The sequence below is a fragment of the Pseudomonas tremae genome, from assembly GCF_001401155.1.
In the GTDB taxonomy this organism is placed as follows: domain Bacteria; phylum Pseudomonadota; class Gammaproteobacteria; order Pseudomonadales; family Pseudomonadaceae; genus Aquipseudomonas; species Aquipseudomonas tremae.
This window is the reverse complement of record NZ_LJRO01000458.1, coordinates 72,820-88,031: the sequence shown is the minus strand read 5'-3', so window position 1 is coordinate 88,031 and position 15,212 is coordinate 72,820. Positions and strand designations below refer to the sequence as shown.

Genomic DNA, 15,212 nt, shown 5'->3' with positions numbered 1-15,212 from the left:
TGATCGACCCCAACCATCAAAAGGACCGCATTTTCAATGGCCAAGCCATCCGACATCGCTGATGTTATCCAGTCGCCGGTACAGACTGCCGAGGTAGCTCTGCCCACCGAGTCCGCGCTGGATGATCTGATCGGTTATGCCATGCGCCGGGCACAGCTCAAACTGTTCCAGAACCTGATCGGCCGTCTTTCCGCTCATGACCTGCGGCCGGCGCAGTTTTCGGCACTCGCGATCATCGAACAGAACCCTGGCCTCATGCAGGCTGATCTGGCCAAAGCACTGGCGATCGAGCCGCCTCAGGTTGTGCCGTTGCTGAACAAACTGGAAGAGCGCGCACTTGCGGTACGTGTTCGCTGCAAACCGGACAAACGCTCGTATGGCATATTTCTCAGCAAGACCGGCGAAACGCTGCTCCGTCAACTGAAGCAGATTGCCGTGGACAGCGATCTTGATGCCACCGCAGCACTGAACCAACAGGAACGTCAGGACCTGCTCAGGCTGCTGAAAAAAGTCTACCAGGCTTGAAATCGTCATCAGCGGCGCTTCGCCGCTGGTGACCGACCGATTTCCAGTGCCTGATCACCAGAGCGGCAAGCTGTACTGGACGATAAAACGCGTCTGGTTTTCATCACGAAAAGCTGCTCCCGCCGGGAAGTCATTTCGATAGATCGACTTGCGTGCCAACAGGGCAACGTTCTTCAATGGACCGCTCTGGACGACATAGCCTAGCTCCATCTGAAACTCTCGCTCTTTTCGATCGTCGGCATTAAAGGCAGCCAGCTCTATGTTGTCGCCGCGCACATAGCGCAGACGACTGCGCAGACCGACAAGGCCTACCGCAGTGAAGTCATAGTCGTAAATGGCCTGCCAGGTGCGCTCTTTGGCATTGAGAAAATCCGAGCTCATGGTCATTTCGCTCAACCCCATCAATTCAGTGCCCGACACATAAGGCGTCGCTGTGTCGCCGCTGGAATGCATGTAACCCAGGCTGACGCTGTGCCCTCCCCACTTGTAGCCCAGCAGCGCCGAGAGATTCTGGTTATCGACCTCTCCGGCCTTCGCGCTGCCGGTGTCGCTGCTGAAGAAACTGCGCAGATCGGTGCTCAGTACACCGTCGCCGATGTCCAGCTTGTGCAGCAGCGCCAGGGTGTTCTGGGTATAAAGGTCGGCCACTTCGGCATGATAGGCACGCACGCTCAGAGCTTTGCTGGCCTGGTAATCAGCCCCGGCGTAGGCCATGTGCGATGACGTAGCCGCGCCGTTGAAACGGCGGTTCGGCGCTGCAATGCTGATTGCCTGATAGTTGCTGGAGTCACGCTTGTTGACCCGGTCGATATAGCCGGCATTCATGGTCAGACCGTCGATCTCCTTTGAGGTCAGCGTCGTGCCACGAAAGGTCTGCGGCAGCAGACGCGAGGGGCTGGCAAAGGCAAACGGCAGGAAAATCGACACATCGCCGGTCTTGATCGTGGTCTCGCTGAATTTCAGCTTGCCGGTCAATGCCAACCGCGAATATTCGTCGGCCGCGCGTCCGTCGCTGGCGGAAACTGGCAACAACTCGGTGCCGCTGCGGTCCGGAGATGAGTCCAGCTTCATGCCGACCAGAGCCCGTGCATCAAGACCAAAGCCGACCGGTCCCTCGGTAAAACCCGACTCGGCATTCATGATGAAGCCCTGCGCCCACTCCCGGGTGGCCGTCTTGGCACCGTCATCCTTGTAATCGCGGTCCATATAGTAATTGCGCAGCGTCAGGGTGCCGTGGCTGTCCTCCAGAAACCCTTGGGCCTGCGCAGTATCAGCCAACACGCTGATACCCAGCAGGCCGAATGCGAAGCGGCAGGTTTGTCCACGAAAAAAACAGACTGCAACGGCGCTGACTGCATCACGAGTGTGCATCGGCATATTCGATTTCCAATTATTGTTGTTGTTTTTGGGGTTCGGGCCCGCGCTTGATGGCAGGCTGTCAGTAGAGAATTGAAAGATTAAGCGCTGGCGTCAATCCACAATGATCGATAATCGAACATTAATATTATTAACCACTTTAAGATAATCCTTATCATACAATCCTAAGCCTATGTTTATAAACGAATAAACGTCCGACTTCTCGATAGACAGGCGCAGATTCTTTTTTTAGTTATTTTTGTTACCTTGATTCGCGCGGGTTTCGAACCTTCTACAGGGTTCAGGAGCCGACTTTGCAGACAACAAAAACAACAATGAGGCTTGCCATGAACAGTCCGTTGCGTCGCTCGACGCTGACCATCTTTTTGTGTTTCATCGTCGCGCTTATCGAAGGGTTCGATCTGCAGGCTGCCGGCACCGCCGCAGCCGGATTGCGGCAGACCTTCTCGCTTGATCCCAAAATGATGGGCTGGGTGTTCAGTGCCGGAATCATCGGCCTGCTTCCAGGCGCATTTTTCGGAGGCTGGATTGCTGATCGCATTGGTCGCAAGAAGATTCTCGTGGTCGCCGTGCTGCTGTTTGGGGTTTTCTCGCTGAGCACCGCTTATGTGCAGTCTTTTTCCGGCCTGTTGCTAGTGCGCTTTCTGACCGGGCTGGGTCTGGGAGCAGCGTTACCCAATCTGATTGCGCTGTGTGCGGAAGCCGTAAGCGAACGCCATCGCGGGCTTGCGATCAGCGTCATGTATGCGGGCGTTCCATTGGGCGGCGCGCTGGCTGCGGTGGTGGCGATGTTCACCAGCGAGCACTGGCAGACTACGTTCATCATCGGCGGTCTGGCACCTTTGCTGGCGGCACCTTTGATGATCCTTCTGCTGCCGGAGTCCAGCGCCTTCAAACAGCAGACTTCTGCGAGTGCTATTAAGCATTCAGCCGCCAGCGCGTTATTTGGCGAAGGCCGGACGCGTACCACACTGGCTCTGTGGGTCGGCTATTTCTTTACCCTCACAGTCATGTACATGTTGCTCAACTGGCTACCGTCGCTATTGATCGCGCAGGGTTTCAGCAAGCCACAGGCGGGCATGGTGCAGATGCTGTTCAACATTGGCGGCGCTTTGGGTTCTTTGCTGGGCGGGCTGTTGCTGGATCGCTGCAACGGCATGAAGGTCGTACTGTTTGTCTATGCAGGCCTGCTGGCGGCACTGGCTGGTGTGGGCGTGTCGGTCGGTATCGTGCCGATGGCGATGGCCGGGTTTGCTGCCGGGGTGTTCGTCATGGCGGCACAACTGGTGTTGTACGCATTGGCGCCGCCCGCCTACCCCACCTCGGTGCGCGCTACCGGCGTTGGGGCTGCCGTTGCAATCGGTCGTCTTGGTTCGGTCGCCGGCCCCTTGGCTGCCGGGCAATTGTTGGGCGCCGGTGCGGGAACCGCTGGCGTACTGCTGGCGACCTCGCCAGGCCTGGTGATCGCCGCATTGGCGGCGATCACTGTACTATCGCGCGCCTCGGCATTTGGCAAGCGCGAGCTCAAGACAGCGAGTTGAGCGATAACAACATCGGCGCTCATCGCCACACAGCGATGAGCGCTACACTTGGGCTTACTGCAAGCGTTACAACTTATGCAGGAAGTTAAGCACCAGCTTGTTGCCTTCAGTACGGTTTTCCGCGCCCTGTTCGAAGTAACTGTTGACCGTCAGAACGTTCTCTTTGTTGAAGCTGTACAGAACGCCCGGCCCGATCGCCCAGACTTTTTCCTTGCGACCGCTCACGTCGTGGCCGCCCACCTGAGTGTCGGTGAATTGCTTGAGCCAGTAACCGTTGAGTCCCACCGAGAGCTGTTCGGTCACTGCATATTGCAGGGTCAGGTTGGCGTGCAATGCCTGGCCTGCCTGTGTGTCGGAAACACTGCCAAAACCGGCTTGCGGGTCATCGTTCTTGCCATTCCACAAGTACATGAAACGCCCGCTGGCCGACCACTTAGGCGAAAACCAGTAAGTGGCCGCGTAGTACGGGTTGAACGACCAGAAGTTGCTGCCGGGGTTGATTGAGCGGTTGCGGTTGTAGGCGCCCACCGGAACAGACACATCGGCTTCGACCCGCTGGGTCAGTAGCGGGCTGCCATCGGCCCGAGTCAGGGTCGGCAGTTGCAGATAAGGACCGATAACCACGTCGCCGAAACCGGCGCGCGAACTCAGTGCGCTGTTATCAAGACCATCGTCCACGCCAACATGCGCCAGCGAAGTGTTGATTACGGTAATGCCCGGCATTGCACCGTTGGCCAGAGGCTGGCCGACGTAGATTATCTGTGTGGTAACTGCCAGTGCATCAACGTCTTGCCTGGGCAGCTGCAGTTTGTCGCCATTGGCGTCATTGAAACGGCTGGCTTTGGAATAGTTGAGGTATTCCTCCAGGTACCAGCCCGGCCCGGCAGGCGCTGGCGAGCCGTCGTAGAAGCTGGTATTGCCCAGGTTGAGGCCTGGTAGATCGTAAGCCAGTGCCGCCGATGAAAGAAAAACCAGAGAAGTGGACGCAACGGTACGCAAGATAGACTTGGGCATCTTGGGATTCCTGTACTTATTGTTGTTATTTTTTATAACCCCGGTTTCACGACCGTGTCGCCGGGGGGGAACGCTTTACATCTTCAGACGTACGAGGCCGCAAGTCCGCCATCCACCGGGAGGTTGACGCCGTTGATCCAGCGTGACGCGTCCGAACAGAGAAACCCGATCACGTCAGCTACCTCGTCGGCCAGCGCGGGGCGTTTCATATGCAAACTGTCGCGTGCCACTCGCGCTTCACCGACCATACTCACGAAATCGCCAAGGATCGGCGTGAACACCGGCCCTGGCGCGACGCAGTTGACGCGCACCGAATGATCGCGAAACCACGCTTGCGCCTGCTGAAAGCTCCAAACGATCAGCGCCTCTTTGAAGTACTGGTAACAGGTGTCCTGCGCCACCGGATTGGCCGCCAGCCACTGCTGGCCATCGCTGTAGCTATCGGTGGCAGCCAGCGCCTTGTGCAGTTCCAGCCGCTCGGCCCATTGCGAACCCAGCACCGACGACACGTTGACAATGCTGCTGCCCGGCGTCATGCGTGGCAGCAGGCACTGTGTCAGGTGTCGCAGCCCCAGATAGTTGACTTGCGCCACGGCCTGGACCGGCGCCGTGCCGGGCACTCCGGCAATGTTGCACAGGGCGTCGATCTGCGCTGGCAAGCGCTCAACCAGCGCATTGATGCTCTCAGGGTCACCCAGGTCGGCCTGAAAGAACCCGTCCACGGTGAGTTGCGGTTCATGGCGATCGATACCGATGACTCGCGCGCCGTGAAAGCGCGCCAGACGCGCGACCTCGGCGCCGATGCCGGACGAAACGCCTGTGACGATCAGTGTTTTGTTAGTCAGGTTCATGCTCACGTACTCTTATTGTTATGGGATCACGTCATTGATGTCTGAAAAGCTGAAGCGACTTGCGTAAATCTCAGAAAGGATAAGCCGGGGGCTGGTTTTTCACGGTAACCCACTGCCATTGGCTGTATTCATCCCAGTCAGAGGGGCTGCCTGCGCTGCTGCCGTTGCCAGACGCACCACGCCCACCAAATGCGTTGATGCATTCGTCGGCCACTGTCTGATCGTTGATGTGCAGCATGCCGCACCTGAGCCGGTCGCCAAGCGCTGTGGCGCGCCCTACGTCGGGAGAGATGACCGCCGCAGCCAGGCCGTATTCGGAACGATTGGCCAGCAAGATGGCTTCTTCGTCGGTGGAAAAACTGGCCACAACCGCCACCGGACCAAATATTTCCTCCTCAAACGCGCGCATCCCAGGCTTGACGCCGCTGAGCACGGTCGGGCGATAGAACAAGCCTTCATATTCGCCGCCGGTTTCCAGCTGCGCGCCGGCTTGCAGGGTGTCAGTAACCACTTGATGCACGTGCTGCAATTGCCGTTCATTGATCAGCGGACCCAGTGCAGACTCTCCCCGTGCGGCATTGCCCACCGTCAGGGCCCGGGCCTTTTCAGCCAGCTTACGGGTCAGGCTGGCAGCGACGGACTCGTGAACCAGAATCAGCCCCGTTGCCATGCAGATCTGTCCTTGATGCAGCCACGCACCAAAGGCTGCATTGCTTGCGGCCAGATCAAGGTCGGCGTCTTCAAGAATGATCAGCGGATTCTTGCCGCCCAACTCCAGGGAGACCTTCTTGAGGTTTCGCCCGGCGGCTTCGGCGACTTTACGTCCGGCCACGGTCGAACCGGTGAAAGTGATCATCTGCACATTGGTGTCGCGGCATAACGCTTCGCCTGCATCTGCCGCACCGGGTAGCACGTGCAACAGGCCCTTGGGCAGACCTGCTTCCTCAAACAGCCGGGCAATCAGGAAACCGCCGCTTATCGGCGTCTGTGGATCGGGCTTGAGGACCACGGCATTGCCGGCAGCCAGCGCCGGAGCTACCGAACGCAGGGAAAGCACCAGCGGGAAATTGAACGGCGATATGACCCCCACCACCCCGTGTGGGACACGCCGTGCATACGACAGGCGACCGGCCGCGCTTGGCAGTATCAAACCGTGCCCGTGGGCCTGCGACAGCATGCCTGCGGCCTGGCGTAGCAGCACGATGGTTTCGTTAACTTCATGCTGGCCCTTTTGCAGGCTGCCACCGGTCTCGCGGGCAACATAAAGCGCCAGCTCATCGAAAGCACAGACCGCGTGATCAGCGGCCAGAAGAAATACTTCTGCTTTTTCTCGAGGCCCCAGCGCAGCCCAGGCAGGCTGCGCCAACGCGGCTTCTCGGCAAGCGACGGCGATGTCCGCCGGGTTGGCCATGGCTGTGTTCATCAGCAATTCGCCGGTGGCAGGCTCGATGACGGCTTGCAGCCGTGCCGAAGAAGGAATCCAGTCACCATTGAAGATGCACTCGGCCTCAATCGCAGGTTGCAGAAGGGAGGTGTCGTTGGACGCAGACATTTCAGGACTCCGGCTTTTATGGTTGTAATCGCCTGTACCCATCGAATGGGTAACACGCGCCGTAATCACTCCAGAGCAAAGCCTGTGCCGGGATTGCCATCATAAGGTCATATATCGGGTCAACCGCTCTATCGCGTGGCTTTCCAGCTCTGATGCTTTTTTCAGAGAGCAACGCACGTAGCAATGTCGCCTACGAGGCTTGTTCATTTAATCAAGTTATGTTTACTAACTAACTGACAGATTGATCATTTCGATCATACAGGCCGAGGCACAAGAATGAACAACCCTCACAGCCACTTCCCCGATCATAGCGCCAGCATTGAGCGCGCCTCGCCTCGCGGCGACAGCACGCATTTTGATGTCGGCGACTCTCCGACCGCTGAAGAGCTGACAAGCTGCCTGTTCTTTTCACCTGACGATGGGCGTATCTGGCTCAATGACCAGCGCATGCTGTTGCTGCACAGCTCATCGTTTGGCACGTTGCGCCATGAAATCATCGAGCGACTTGGCCAGGAACAGGCTCGCGGCATGTTCACCCGTGCCGGTTATCTGTCCGGAGCCCGGGATGCCCGGCTGATCCGCGAGCGCTGGCCGTTGGCAGACGCCACCTCGGCATTCCGCGCCGGTACGCACCTGCATACGCTGGAAGGCATGACCAAGGTCGAACCGTTGCACTTCAAGTTCGATGCAGAATCGGGTTTTTACGAAGGCGAGTTTCTCTGGCATAACTCCTGCGAAGCCGACGAGCATGTCGCGGCCTATGGCGTCGGCCAGGATCCGGTGTGCTGGACCGAGGTCGGTTATGCCATTGGCTTTGTCAGCGGCCTGTTTGGCCAAATGGTGATTTTCCGGGAAGTGGAATGCCGTGGAATGGGTCATGCCCACTGCCGGGTCATTGGCAAGACCGCCGAACAATGGGGCGATGTCGAACGCGATCTGAGTTACCTGAGTGTGTTGAGCTCGCCAGGGCCTGCGCACCAGACGCCATTCGCACCCAGCCATGATCAAGCGCCGCCTGCCGGGACCGATCAACCGCTGATCGGGGCCAGCGCGGCGTTCAACAGCGCCACACAAGCGTTGCAAAGAGTGGCTATGACTCCGGCGACGGTACTGATCAGCGGCGAGTCAGGCGTCGGCAAAGAGATGTTCGCTCGTCAACTGCACCAGCTCAGCCGACACAGGGACGGCCCGTTCGTGGCGCTCAACTGTGCCGCCATTCCAGACAACCTGATAGAGGCGGAATTGTTCGGTGTGGAACGCGGGGCCTACACCGGCGCGACGCACTCCAGGCCCGGACGCTTCGAACGAGCCAATGGCGGTACGCTGTTTCTGGATGAAATCACATCACTGAGCCTGGCCGGGCAAAGCAAATTGCTGCGCGCGTTGCAGGAGCGCGAGATAGAACGTGTGGGCGGCGGGCATGGCATCAAGGTCCATGTGCGAGTGGTGGCGGCAACCAACGTCGACCTGCGCAAGGCCGTGACCAGCGGTGATTTTCGCGAAGACCTGTTCTACAGGCTCAACGTTTATCCGATTGCCCTGCCCCCGTTGCGCGAGCGCCGCGATGACATTCCGCTTCTTATCAATGCGTTTTTGAAGCGGTTCTGTCAGGAATACGGCAGGACGCCTGCGGGATTGACAATGCGAGCATTGAAAACCCTGTTGCGTTACGACTTCGCCGGCAATGTGCGTGAATTGCAGAACCTGATCGAACGCGGGCTGATCGCCAGCGATGAAGGCCAGGCCATTGATCTGGTGCATATCTTTCGCAACGAGTCGCTACCAGCGGGTTCTTACTCGCTGAATCACGATGGCGTATTGGCGCGAGCCACTTCGGTAGCGGGGGAAACAGTCCCTGAGGCGGGACTGCTGGATTCGCTGGCGCAGAACGACCAGGCCTTTTCGATTGACGATCTCGAACAGCGTCTGATCCGTGAAGCACTGGATAAAAGCCACGGCAACCTGTCGGCAGCCTCGCGTTTGCTGGGCTTGAGCCGCGCCCAGTTCGCCTACCGTCTCAAGAAATGCCCACCCAAGGCCGTTTGAGCACTGCAAACCCGGAAAGCGACTGAAGCGCGGCTCAAGGCCGCGTTTCATGCCGACATCACAAAGGCAGTGTGCTGACCACCCTCAACGCCAGACCTTCATAAGCATCCAGCGTGATGGTGAACTCGCCCTGCTCGGTCAGATCGCCTTCCACGCGTTCGTTGATGATGTCGACCACCGGGCCAGACGCGATGCCTGGCAGGTTCAGCGTCTCGACGATGGTCTCGGCACTGAAGTTGAGGGCGGTAATCTGCGTGCCCTTGCCAGCTGGCAACTCATGAACCATGACCAGCAGGCCCGGGTGTTCGACGTCCGGGATCAGAATCTGGCGGCTGGCGGCGATATCGTAAGCACGACGCACAGCGAGAATCTTCTTGAGCTGCGAGGCAAAAGAGTCCGGCCGTTTCAGTTGACTGACCAGGCTGCCATACAGCGTCCTTGGGCGCGGCATGTCACCTGCCGAAAACTCGGCTTCCGGGTCCAGATCGGCCAGATCATAGGCGCCCCGGTGAATCCAGCGCGTGTCACCATCCTGCATCAGATGGTCAACCTGCTCGGCGGGCAAGGTCAGCGCGCCGACCAGGTCCCAGCCAGACAAGGCAAACACACCGGGCTGCATGGCGTTGTACATCGCCAGCAACAGGTGGATGTGCTGAATCTGCTGAATATCGGCATCGGTGATCGCGTCCAGATCGCGAATGCCCAAGGCGGCCGTGATGATGCTCGCAGTGGTACACGACACCCCGTTGGTGACGAACTTGAGGTTGTAAGGCGCATGCTCGCCGGACAGTTTCTCGTACATCTCTTCGCGAATATGCTCGCGCAGGATGTTGCCGGGGAATGTCTGGCCCTGGTAATGGAAAGTATCGTGGGCGTGCAGCGTCCAGAAATGCACCAGTTCCAGCGTCAGCTCATCGTGGTTCTGCAGCGCATGAATCAGCGACGCCGGGTCGATGCCATAAGCATGCACCTGACGCAGCATCAGGCGCAGGAACTCAGTGGTGCCGGTCAGCAGCGCGTGCTGGTAGGCGGGCCGCGTGATGAAGTCGTAGGACAGGTCAGCGCCGCCCTGCCCCATGGACGCGATGTCATCGATGGTCAGGTTCAGTTCCTGAAAGCTGAAGCCCCCCGCTTTGCGGATCGCCCCGGCCAGCAGTTGGTTGCCGGTGATCGACAGCGGATGGCTTTCCGACCACGCCGTGCCCTCGGCACGACGTTCAACGCCGAGAAAACCGTTGGCGTCCAAGCGCAATACGCGGGCACCCATGACATCGATGGCGTGCAACGCATCACCGATGATCATCTGCTGCGCTGCAAAGCTTGGGTCCAGCCAGTTCAACGAAGGCTGGCCGTCCTTGAAATAATGCAGGTAAACCCAGCGCCGCGCCTTGCCATCGACGCCTTGCACCACGTCGGTCGCGCTCCAGTCTGTTTCCTTTACACCCGGCTCGAAGAAGATGACTCGCTGCAACTGACCGACGATGTAGTGCTTGTCGCGCAACTGATCGACCACGTCCGGCATCAGATTGACCGCGTCACGGCCAGCCGCGACGTCGGGCAGCAGCGACCAGTCTTCTTCACGGATCTCGACCATATGAAACAGGCCTGGATAATCCTCATACGCCATCTCGGCGAGGCGGAAGTCTGCGCCCTTGCCAGTGTGCGACGGGATGATGTCGTCGATGATCACCGCATTGTGCGCCGCAGCAATGCGCGTCAGGCTCAACAATTGTGCTTCGGTGCCCAGGTCCGGGTCGATGCCGAAGCTGATGCGGTCGAAATTACCATCGATACTTGGCGTACGTTCACGGCCTTGCAGTCCGCCAGAGAGCTTGAGCGGCCCGTTGTGAATACCCTGAATGCCGATTTCGGACAGGGCATGCCACAGCGTTTCGTCGCCCAGCGCTTCAAGTACCGAGCCGCCTTCACGGGTGACGATCGATGCCGGATAGGCGGTGAACCACACCGAAGCGATAGCGGACGCATCTCTGGGACGCGCCAGCGCAAATGGACGCTGCCAGAGCCTGCCTTGCCCCGAATAGGTCTTGGCGCGCTGTCTTGCGGCATTGAGCATCGATTGCTCGACCAGCCAGTCCACGTACTGCTTGTCCGGTATCGTCATAGCGTCCTGTCTTCCTCTCGAATCGGCGACCTGAGGCGATCCTTGTGCGGAACGCCCTGAATGTATTACCTAGGGATATGAGCCCAACAGACCTGAATCGTTGCATTGATGTGCGGACCCGATTGCCGCCGACAGCCCTGCGACAGTTTTTTCCGACTCAATAATGCAGCGCCGCAGGGGGCGCCGGCTTTTTCAGCGCTTGAATCACGGCATTGGCCGCAGTTGACAGCAATGAGGCCGGACGAGCCACCACACTGATCTGGCGCATGACCATCACAGGCAGCGCAATCTGCTCCAGCTCACGGAAGCCGTCGCGCAACAACATGCTGGGCACGATAGAGATGCAATGGCGCTTGGCGACCAGATCCATAAGCGTTTCCAGACAGGTGAGTTCTCCGCGTTGGCTGAGCCTGACCTGAGCCGATGCCAGTTGCTGATGCAGGCGCTCCACGCCGGGATGCCGCCACGCCACATAACGTGACACCTGGGACAGCTCGACAAAACTCTGCGGTAGCGTCCGCCTGGCGCGCGCGGCGACCAGTACATAATGGTCAGACCACTGATGGTGCTCCATGTAGTGCTCGCTCAGCAGCGTACCGGGCAGGATGAGAATGTCGGCCGCGTCCTTGATCAATGCATTCAATGAAGGGTTCTGCTCGCCCGGGTACAGTACATTCAAGTGGATATCGGGGTAATGACGGGCGAGAAAATCCAGTGAAGCGGACAGGCTCGTCTCGCGAATATGGGTGTGGTAATGGATGGTTACGCTGCCACTCACCCCATTTTTTTTAATTGCTCGAGGGTAGCCATGACGGTCCCCAGTGTCTGGGTAATGACCTTGCCATCAGGGGTAAGCTTGCAGCCGGTCCGACTGCGGATAAACAGCCGCTTTTCGAAGAAGTCTTCGACCTCCTTGATGGCATAGCTGATGTTGGACTGGCTGCACCCGAGAATGGCCGCGGCCTCCGAGAACGAACCGTGCTGTGCAACGGTTTGAACGACTTTGAAGAAGTGGGTTTTCATGTCCTGAACTCTGTTTTGCTAGGGGTGGGCGCGGGCCAGCCGCAGGGCTGAAGGCTGCTGAACTGAAAAATCGGGAATGCAGAAACCCCCGCCGATACACCGGACTGCCCGGCCTGTCGGCAATTCAAAGAGATGTCTCAAGCGTGGCAAAGCGACTGCTGGCTGTCCGTGGAACGTTCGCTATGCAGGTTTCGGGCGCACAGCGTGATGCGTGGTATCCGCAGGCTGGATATCCCGGGTAACGGCGGATATGGTTACGTCGCATTGATCGTCAGCAGTGCGCTCTGACGCGTCTGGTTTGCCGGCAGCGACCTTGCTAATGGCTTGGCTACCGGGGATGACTCAGTCGTTTTCGGTCCAGTCAAAATCCATTTGCAGCGCAGTACGCTCGGCCAGCTCCCGGCTGTGCAGACGCTCCACCAGATGAAGGCTCATATCGATGCCGGCTGAAATGCCGGCCGATGTCACGAATGAGCCTTCATCGACCCAACGCAGGGTGCTAAGCACGTCCACTGAAGGAAACATTTCCTTGAGGTCGTTGATGTCTTCCCAGTGCGTGGTCACCTGCTTGCCGGCCAGCTTGCCGGTCTTGGCCAGCAAGAACGCCCCGGTACACACTGCGGCGATTACACGACCGGGCTGCGACTGCTCACTGATCCAGCGAATCACGTCAGACTTTTCCAGTTCGGCAGTGATCACCCCTCCTGGAACGATCAGGCAATCGACAGGTGGATGGTCGCTGATCGAAAAGTCAGGATCGACCTTCAAACCGGCGCGGGCACGCACCGATGCGGTGCTGCGGCCAATGGTGAATACGTTGAACAACTGGCGGTCATCACGGGTGTTGCGAGCATGCATGCGTGTTGCGGTAGTGAACACTTCGTAGGGGCCGGCGAAATCGAGAACCTCGACGTCGTCATAAACGTAGATACCGATATTGAGTGGCACGAATTGGCTCCTGGGTCTGCTTGCCAGACCGCTTGCATGTTAAGGTTTCACCGGGGCAGATTACGCAGTGACGCCGCTACAAACTACTGGCTGAAATGCCAATATCCGGTAACATCGCGCCATGAAAAATCATCTCGTTGTCGCCCTCATCTACAACCAGCTCTGCACCTTCGAATTCGGTTGCACGGTCGAGGTATTTGCCCTTAAAAGACCCGAACTGGGGGTGACTTGGTATGAGTTCGCCACCTTCCCGGTAGATGACGGCCCGATCACCGCAGCCGGGGGTATCACCATTGTTCCGACGCCTGGCGAAGTGCTGCTGGAAAACGCCGATACCATCATCGTTCCGGGCTGGCGCGGCGTGGAATCCAAAGTCCCTCTGCGCCTGATCGAGCAGCTTCAGGCCGCTCATGCACGCGGCACGCGAATCTGCTCGATCTGCACCGGGGCTTTCGTGCTGGCAGCGGCCGGGCTGCTCGACGGGCATAAGGTCACCACCCACTGGCGCTATACCGATTTGCTGGCGACCATGTACCCGGGGCTGACCATTCAGCCCAACGAGCTGTATGTCGACCAAGGCAACATCGTGACTGCTGCCGGCTCCGCGGCCGGGCTGGACATGATGCTGCACCTGGTGCGCAACGATCATGGTTCTCGGGTGGCCAATATGGTCGCGCAGCGCATGGTCATCCCGCCGCATCGCGAAGGCGGACAATCGCAGTACGCCTCACGGCAACTGGTGGCGGCCAGTGACGGGCCGATTTCCAACCTCATGGACTGGATTCGCGGTGATCTGCAACGCCCGCACACCATCAAGGAGATGGCGTCGCGGGCGTCGCTCAGCACCCGCACCCTGCACCGCAGTTTTATGGAAAGCACAGGTCTGACCCCGTATGACTGGCTGCTTGGCGAACGTGTGGCGTACGCCAAAGAACTGCTGGAATCCTCGAAACTGCGTCTGAATGAAGTGGTGGACAGGGCCGGTTTTGGCTCGGAAGAGTCCTTCCGTCGACACTTTCGCAATCTGGTAGGGATCAGCCCGAGCAGCTACCGCAAGCAGTTCGCCCGGACCTGACGTACACCGCGTCGACAATTGATTCGGCGAGCTCCCCCCAAGCGCCGACGATAGCGGTATTGGTCATGGCGACCAGGCTTATTCCACACATCGGGTCGACCCAATAATGGCTGCCATACAGGCCGCACCACGACCAGGTGCCTGCGCCCTGCCGCTGTCTGGCAGCCGAGGGATCGGCGAGAATCATCGGCCCCAGCCCGAATTTCCAGCCCGGGCCACGATGAGCGACAGGCGTGGCACCGATCGCATTGCCCAGCAGACTCCGGGTACTGGACGGACTCAACAAAGGCGCGCCGCCGAGCCGCAGGCACTCCAGCAACCGCAAATAGTCATCGGCGCTGCCCAGCATCCCTGCGCCACCCGACTCATAGGCCTGCGCGTCATGGGCACGGGCCGAACACAACCACGCCTGACCGCTGTCGAGCAGCAGAACATCGTCATTGCCAATGAGCTCCGCGCCCGGACCGTCATGCCTGTAGGCACACGAGAGCGATTGATGCGGTTCGTGACGGAATGACGTGGCCTGCATGCGCAGCGGGCCGGTGACCCAGCGGGCGATAGCCTCGGTCAATCGCTGCCCGGTGGCCTGCTCGACCACCGCGCCGAGAACATCGGTTGCCAGCGAATACCCCCAGCCGCTGCCAGGTTCGAACAGCAGTGGCAACCTCGCCAGCCGGCTCAGGTTCTCCCGCAGATCGAACGAAACGCAGTCCAGCCCGTCGGACACGCCGCCCCGCAGGTAAGCGTTATTGACGGGCTGGTCGAAACCGTAGCTCAGGCCTGCGGTGTGCGACAGCAATTGCTGCAAGGTGATGACCGGCTCACGGCCATCCGTCATGCATGGCCGAAATGCCGGTAGCCAGTCGGTTACTGCGGCGGACAGGCTCAACACGCCCAGTTCGCAAAGCCGCAGTACAGTCACCGAGGTCAGCAGCTTGGTCAGTGAGGCCAGGCGAAAGCGCGTCGCACGACTGACCGCAAGCTGCTGTTCGCGATCCGCCCAGCCTCGTGCGCTGGCATAGCGCAGTTGGCCCTGCTGGGCCAGCAGCAACACTCCGCCGACTATCCGGCCCTGATCGACAAAGCGGCTCCAGACCTCATCCACGCGCTGCACGGTCAGGTCATCCAGCTGCGCCAT

13 protein-coding genes are annotated in these 15,212 nt (G+C 59.2%); 4 read left to right on the top strand and 9 right to left on the bottom strand.

Features of this window, described 5'->3' with window-relative positions; all coding sequences use genetic code 11:
• The first annotated feature begins 36 nt into the window (after positions 1-36).
• The gene (locus ALO43_RS24685; RefSeq protein WP_005886753.1) at positions 37-525 is read left to right on the top strand and encodes a MarR family winged helix-turn-helix transcriptional regulator; all 489 of its coding nucleotides are present in this window, start codon (positions 37-39) and stop codon (positions 523-525) included.
• A gap of 54 nt (positions 526-579) precedes the next feature.
• Here the strand turns inward: ALO43_RS24685 and ALO43_RS24680 are convergent, their stop codons facing one another.
• Positions 580-1,902: an OprD family porin gene (locus tag ALO43_RS24680; protein WP_054998237.1), complete on the bottom strand. Its 1,323-nt coding sequence runs from the start codon at positions 1,900-1,902 to the stop codon at positions 580-582.
• 326 nt (positions 1,903-2,228) lie between these two features.
• On the opposite strand from ALO43_RS24680, the gene mhpT reads away from it, so the two are divergent.
• On the top strand, positions 2,229-3,443 hold the full coding sequence (mhpT, locus tag ALO43_RS24675; protein WP_024670071.1) for a 3-(3-hydroxy-phenyl)propionate transporter MhpT: 1,215 nt from the start codon (positions 2,229-2,231) through the stop codon (positions 3,441-3,443).
• Positions 3,444-3,509: 66 nt separating this feature from the next.
• Here the strand turns inward: mhpT and ALO43_RS24670 are convergent, their stop codons facing one another.
• The 3 genes from ALO43_RS24670 to ALO43_RS24660 form a co-directional block, all read right to left on the bottom strand.
• Entirely contained in the window at positions 3,510-4,457 is a 948-nt protein-coding gene (locus tag ALO43_RS24670) for a SphA family protein (protein ID WP_005886749.1), read from the bottom strand.
• 83 nt (positions 4,458-4,540) lie between these two features.
• Complete coding sequence (locus ALO43_RS24665) at positions 4,541-5,308, bottom strand: coniferyl-alcohol dehydrogenase (RefSeq protein ID WP_005886747.1); 768 nt, start codon at positions 5,306-5,308, stop codon at positions 4,541-4,543.
• A 70-nt stretch (positions 5,309-5,378) separates the two neighbouring features.
• Positions 5,379-6,860 carry a benzaldehyde dehydrogenase gene (locus tag ALO43_RS24660; RefSeq protein WP_024690673.1) on the bottom strand — a complete coding sequence of 494 codons (1,482 nt, stop codon included), beginning with the start codon at positions 6,858-6,860 and terminating at the stop codon, positions 5,379-5,381.
• Between the two features lie 276 nt (positions 6,861-7,136).
• Here ALO43_RS24660 and ALO43_RS24655 point away from each other — a divergent pair, with 276 nt between their 5' ends.
• Positions 7,137-8,906: a sigma-54-dependent Fis family transcriptional regulator gene (locus ALO43_RS24655; RefSeq protein WP_024670069.1), complete on the top strand. Its 1,770-nt coding sequence runs from the start codon at positions 7,137-7,139 to the stop codon at positions 8,904-8,906.
• Between the two features lie 58 nt (positions 8,907-8,964).
• Here the strand turns inward: ALO43_RS24655 and treS are convergent, their stop codons facing one another.
• The 4 genes from treS to ALO43_RS24635 form a co-directional block, all read right to left on the bottom strand.
• Positions 8,965-11,028 (bottom strand): maltose alpha-D-glucosyltransferase, encoded by a 2,064-nt coding sequence (gene treS / locus ALO43_RS24650; protein ID WP_005886738.1) that lies wholly within the window; start codon positions 11,026-11,028, stop codon positions 8,965-8,967.
• 157 nt (positions 11,029-11,185) lie between these two features.
• Positions 11,186-11,755 carry a LysR family transcriptional regulator substrate-binding protein gene (locus ALO43_RS24645; protein WP_230855681.1) on the bottom strand — a complete coding sequence of 190 codons (570 nt, stop codon included), beginning with the start codon at positions 11,753-11,755 and terminating at the stop codon, positions 11,186-11,188.
• Between the two features lie 47 nt (positions 11,756-11,802).
• Positions 11,803-12,051, bottom strand: coding sequence for a helix-turn-helix domain-containing protein (locus tag ALO43_RS24640; protein WP_005886735.1), 249 nt, complete (start codon positions 12,049-12,051; stop codon positions 11,803-11,805).
• A gap of 342 nt (positions 12,052-12,393) precedes the next feature.
• Positions 12,394-12,999, bottom strand: coding sequence for a DJ-1/PfpI family protein (locus ALO43_RS24635; RefSeq protein WP_005886732.1), 606 nt, complete (start codon positions 12,997-12,999; stop codon positions 12,394-12,396).
• 121 nt (positions 13,000-13,120) lie between these two features.
• Between ALO43_RS24635 and ftrA the strand changes: the two genes are divergently transcribed.
• Positions 13,121-14,074: a transcriptional regulator FtrA gene (gene ftrA, locus ALO43_RS24630; protein WP_054998236.1), complete on the top strand. Its 954-nt coding sequence runs from the start codon at positions 13,121-13,123 to the stop codon at positions 14,072-14,074.
• Here the strand turns inward: ftrA and ALO43_RS24625 are convergent.
• On the bottom strand, positions 14,034-15,212 hold the full coding sequence (locus tag ALO43_RS24625; RefSeq protein WP_054998235.1) for a serine hydrolase domain-containing protein: 1,179 nt from the start codon (positions 15,210-15,212) through the stop codon (positions 14,034-14,036). The genes ftrA and ALO43_RS24625 overlap by 41 nt on opposite strands.

Bases quoted from the DNA above. Each gene is read 5' to 3' on its own strand.
- ALO43_RS24685 (WP_005886753.1), top strand. From the start codon at position 37: ATGGCCAAGCCATCCGACATCGCTGATGTTATCCAGTCGCCGGTACAG.
- ALO43_RS24680 (WP_054998237.1), bottom strand. From the start codon at position 1,902: ATGCCGATGCACACTCGTGATGCAGTCAGCGCCGTTGCAGTCTGTTTT.
- mhpT (WP_024670071.1), top strand. From the start codon at position 2,229: ATGAACAGTCCGTTGCGTCGCTCGACGCTGACCATCTTTTTGTGTTTC.
- ALO43_RS24670 (WP_005886749.1), bottom strand. From the start codon at position 4,457: ATGCCCAAGTCTATCTTGCGTACCGTTGCGTCCACTTCTCTGGTTTTT.
- ALO43_RS24665 (WP_005886747.1), bottom strand. From the start codon at position 5,308: ATGAACCTGACTAACAAAACACTGATCGTCACAGGCGTTTCGTCCGGC.
- ALO43_RS24660 (WP_024690673.1), bottom strand. From the start codon at position 6,860: ATGTCTGCGTCCAACGACACCTCCCTTCTGCAACCTGCGATTGAGGCC.
- ALO43_RS24655 (WP_024670069.1), top strand. From the start codon at position 7,137: ATGAACAACCCTCACAGCCACTTCCCCGATCATAGCGCCAGCATTGAG.
- treS (WP_005886738.1), bottom strand. From the start codon at position 11,028: ATGACGATACCGGACAAGCAGTACGTGGACTGGCTGGTCGAGCAATCG.
- ALO43_RS24640 (WP_005886735.1), bottom strand. From the start codon at position 12,051: ATGAAAACCCACTTCTTCAAAGTCGTTCAAACCGTTGCACAGCACGGT.
- ftrA (WP_054998236.1), top strand. From the start codon at position 13,121: ATGAAAAATCATCTCGTTGTCGCCCTCATCTACAACCAGCTCTGCACC.
- ALO43_RS24625 (WP_054998235.1), bottom strand. From the start codon at position 15,212: ATGGCGCAGCTGGATGACCTGACCGTGCAGCGCGTGGATGAGGTCTGG.